Source organism: Streptosporangium sp. NPDC048886 (assembly GCF_055586905.1).
Window position 1 is genome coordinate 1 of record NZ_JBVJHH010000102.1, and the last position, 3,537, is coordinate 3,537.

The following is a 3,537-nucleotide window of genomic DNA, read 5'->3' on the forward strand; positions in this document are numbered from 1 at the left end:
GGATCTTCTTCCCTCGACAAGAAGAATGATCAACCAAGGGCTGTCTCACTGAGAAATCAGGCGCGGCCTCACTAGCCACCAAGGTTAAAGATCAAACTAGGGCGTGTCGCTAAACCCGTTTTGGTGCTGCGCGGGCGAGCCTGGATGTCGTGTCGCGTGAGGTGATCTCTGACGAGGCGTGGGCCGTGATCGGGCCGCTGTTCCCGACGGTGAAGTCGACGGGCCGCCCGCCGGTGGACCGGCGCACGGTGGTCGAGGCGACGGCGTGGCGGTTCCGGACGGGTGCACCGTGGCGAGACGTGCCGGAGCGGTTCGAGAACTGGAACACGATCTACAAGACATTCAACCGGTGGTCGGGGCAGGGCGTGTGGGCGCGAGTGCTGGAGAGGGCGCAGGCCCTCGCGCAGCAGGCCGGGGATCTGGACTGGGTGGCGTCGATCGACTCCACGATCGTGCGCGTGCATCAGCACGGCGCGACACTTCCCCGTGCCACAGGGGGCTTCATCGAATTACAAGAAGTTCGGTGACGAGCCGCCTGATCATGCGATCGGCCGCTCCCGCGGCGGGCTGACGACGAAGAACCACCTGGTCTGCGATGGAAAGGGCCGCGCTCTCGCGTTCATCCTCACGCCGGGGCAAGCGGCCGACACCGGCATGCTGGCCGCCACGCTGAGTGAGATCCGCGTCGCGGGCGCCAGGGGCAGACTCCGGTCCCGGCCCGACCGGGTGCTCGCTGACAAGGGCTACCCGTCGAAAGCGAACCGCGCCTGGCTGCGCGCCCGCGGAGTCTCGGTGACGATCCCGGAACGAGATGACCAGATCGCGCACCGCCGGAAGAAGCGGGGCCGGCCGATCGACTTCGGCGACGAGCCGCGCGCCCGTTACCGCGGCCGCAATGTCGTGGAACGCTGCTTCAACAAGCTCAAGCAATGGCGCGGGATCGCGATGCGCTCAGATGACCGTGGCTCCGGCACGGCGCGCGAGCTGAACAGCGAGCGAGCCGACTCCTCCCGCTGCGGCGGAGACGACAACGGTCTCCCCCTTGTCGAGTTGCACGGAATGTACGGCCCCCATGCCGTCACGCCGGCGACGTACAGGCCGCCCGCCACCTCCCATGAGACGTTGCGCGGTTTGGGTGTGAGGTTGTCGACGTCGACCAGGACCAACTCGGCCTGGGCGGACCGCTTCTCGGAGAACCCGATCACCTCGTCGCCGACCGAGAATCGGTCCACGCCGACGCCGACTTCCGCGACAACCCCGGCGAGATCGCTGCCCTGCCCGGACGGAAAGGTCGAGGGAGAGATGTCAGCCATCGCTCCGGTTCGGATGGCTGCCTCACCGGGGTTGATGCCTGCCGCTTTGACCCGCACGAGGACCTGCTCGTCCCCGGGCACAGGGCGGTCGATCTCGTCGACCCGCAAGACCTCGATTCCGCCGAACTCGTCGTATCTGACTGCCTTTGTCATTGTCGTGCTTCTCCTCCGACGCGCGACGCGCGGCTGACTTCGAGAACGGGAATGGTGGCCACCGGTGTGCGCGTCACCAGGGCACCGTCCCCGCGTCGTCGAAGAATCCCTCGGTCGGGCCGTTGTCGGGCAGGGTAGCGAGGCGAATCGCGATGGCCGCGCCCTGCTGCGGTGTACGGACGCCGCGAAAACCGTTGAGATCGGTGGCGGTGAAACCGGGACAGCCGGAGTTGATCAAAATGTTGGTATCACCCAGTTCCTTGGCGTATTGGATCGTGAGGGCGTTGAGGAAGGTCTTCGAGGCCAAGTAGGCGGCGGGAACCGGGCCCATGTCGATGCCGGGTGCGGTTTGCAGGGCGAGCGAGCCGACGCTGCTGGACATGTTGACGATTCGCGGTGAGGCCGAGGCGCGCAGCATCGGCAGCATCGCGTTGGTCACCCGGATGACCCCGATCACGTTGGTTTCCACGACGATTCGCACGGTCGCGGGATCGACCGTGGTCGGTGTCTGCGGCATACCGCCGGTGATCGCGGCATTGTTGACCAGAACATCGAGCCCTCCGGCATGGTCGGCGATCAATTCGGCCGCCGCGGCCACACTTGCGTCGTCGGTCACGTCGAGCGGCACACCGAACGCATCGGTCCCGGCCGCGCGCAGCTTCTCCACCGCGGTGTCGCGGCGTTGCCGATCACGCGCGCCCACGCCGATTCGCCAGCCGAGCGCGCCCAGGCCAGCGGCGATCTCGTATCCGATTCCCTTGTTCGCGCCGGTCACCAGCGCAATCGTCTGTTCACTCACAACTTCGATCCTGCTGCGATTCCGGGTGCAGCGTCCAAGATCGATCGGGTGGGCGGCGATACCGCACGGGTATCGGTCGTGGTCATCGCCGGATACCATGACCTGGTGGAGACGCGGGAGATGCGATACTTCGTCGCCGTCGCCGAGGAGTTGCACTTCGGGCGGGCGGCACAACGGCTCGCGATCGCGCAACCACCACTATCGCGAGCCATCCAGCAGCTCGAACGGCGGCTCGGAGTCGTCCTGCTACACCGCACCGCTCGCGCAGTCACTTTGACCGAGGCCGGGTCAGTGCTTCTGCAGGAGGCCCGGCTCGCCCTCGAAGCGGTCGAAGCCGCCGAGCGCCGCACCCGCCGCGCCGCCACAGACCGGCCCGGCGTGGTGCTGGCCACCAAGGCGGGAGCGTCCAGAGAACTGTTGTCGAAGCTGCTGGACGCCTACGCCGCCGACCCCTGCGCTGTCGCAGTTGAGGTGATGCTCTGCGGGCCCGGCGAACCGGAAAACCTGCTACGCAACGGGCGTGCCGACGTTGCTCTGCTCCAGCGGCCCTACGACATGACGGCCGGATTCGACACCGAGGATCTGCACACCGAACGGCAGGTCGTGGTCCTGCCCGCGGGGCATCCCCTCGCTCACCGACCCCACATGTCGATGGCCGAGGTCAACGCCCTGACGGACCTGCCCCTGCCACGTTGGCCTCGACGGGATGGGAGTTATCCCGACGGCCCCGGCCCGCAGGTTCGCGACCATACCCAGTTGACCCAGCTGATCGCGCTCGGACGGGCCTGCGCTCTCATGCCCGAGTCGCTCCGAGCCCAGCTACGCGACGATCACGCCATCGTGCCCGTGCCGGACGCACCGGCCGTCACGACCGTCATCGCCTGGCCACCACACAGCAGATCCAAAGCCGTCGCCGACCTAGTCCGTACGGCGATACGCCTCTAGCCGATAACATCCGTGAATGCCGCTGTCGCGAGGCTCGACGGGGCCAAGCCCGTCAAAATTGCCCGGTCAGCTCGGCGCCTCATGTGCCGGAGCATCGCGCCGGACGCCCAGTCGCCTTCGCCATCGGGAACAGCGGCCCGATCACGGCCCACGCCTCGTCAGAGATCACCTCACGCGACACGACATCCAGACTCGTCCGCACAGCACCCAAAACGGGTTTAGCGACACGCCCTAGCTTGATCTTTAACCTTGGTGGCTTGCGAAGCCGCTCCTGAGTTCTCAGTTAGACAGCCCTTGGTTGATCATTCTTCTTGTCGAGGGAAGAAG

At 66.6% G+C, this 3,537-nt stretch carries 3 protein-coding genes and 1 pseudogene; 2 read left to right on the forward strand and 2 right to left on the reverse strand.

The window, feature by feature from the left end:
• Positions 1-140: 140 nt before the first annotated feature.
• Positions 141-963: pseudogene (locus ACZ6R6_RS49165) on the forward strand (IS5 family transposase); the annotation flags it as partial.
• On the opposite strand, the gene ACZ6R6_RS49170 reads toward ACZ6R6_RS49165, so the two are convergent.
• Positions 882-1,466, reverse strand: coding sequence for an alcohol dehydrogenase catalytic domain-containing protein (locus ACZ6R6_RS49170; protein WP_470104434.1), 585 nt, complete (start codon positions 1,464-1,466; stop codon positions 882-884). The pseudogene ACZ6R6_RS49165 and the gene ACZ6R6_RS49170 overlap by 82 nt on opposite strands.
• A 73-nt stretch (positions 1,467-1,539) precedes the next feature.
• Positions 1,540-2,265 (reverse strand): SDR family oxidoreductase, encoded by a 726-nt coding sequence (locus ACZ6R6_RS49175; RefSeq protein ID WP_470104436.1) that lies wholly within the window; start codon positions 2,263-2,265, stop codon positions 1,540-1,542.
• A 48-nt stretch (positions 2,266-2,313) separates the two neighbouring features.
• On the opposite strand from ACZ6R6_RS49175, the gene ACZ6R6_RS49180 reads away from it, so the two are divergent.
• Positions 2,314-3,210 carry a LysR family transcriptional regulator gene (locus ACZ6R6_RS49180; RefSeq protein ID WP_470104438.1) on the forward strand — a complete coding sequence of 299 codons (897 nt, stop codon included), beginning with the start codon at positions 2,314-2,316 and terminating at the stop codon, positions 3,208-3,210.
• Positions 3,211-3,537: the final 327 nt, after the last annotated feature.

What these genes read in the sequence shown, in the direction of transcription:
- ACZ6R6_RS49170 (WP_470104434.1), bottom strand. Translation starts at nt 1,466, where the DNA reads ATGACAAAGGCAGTCAGATACGACGAGTTCGGCGGAATCGAGGTCTTG.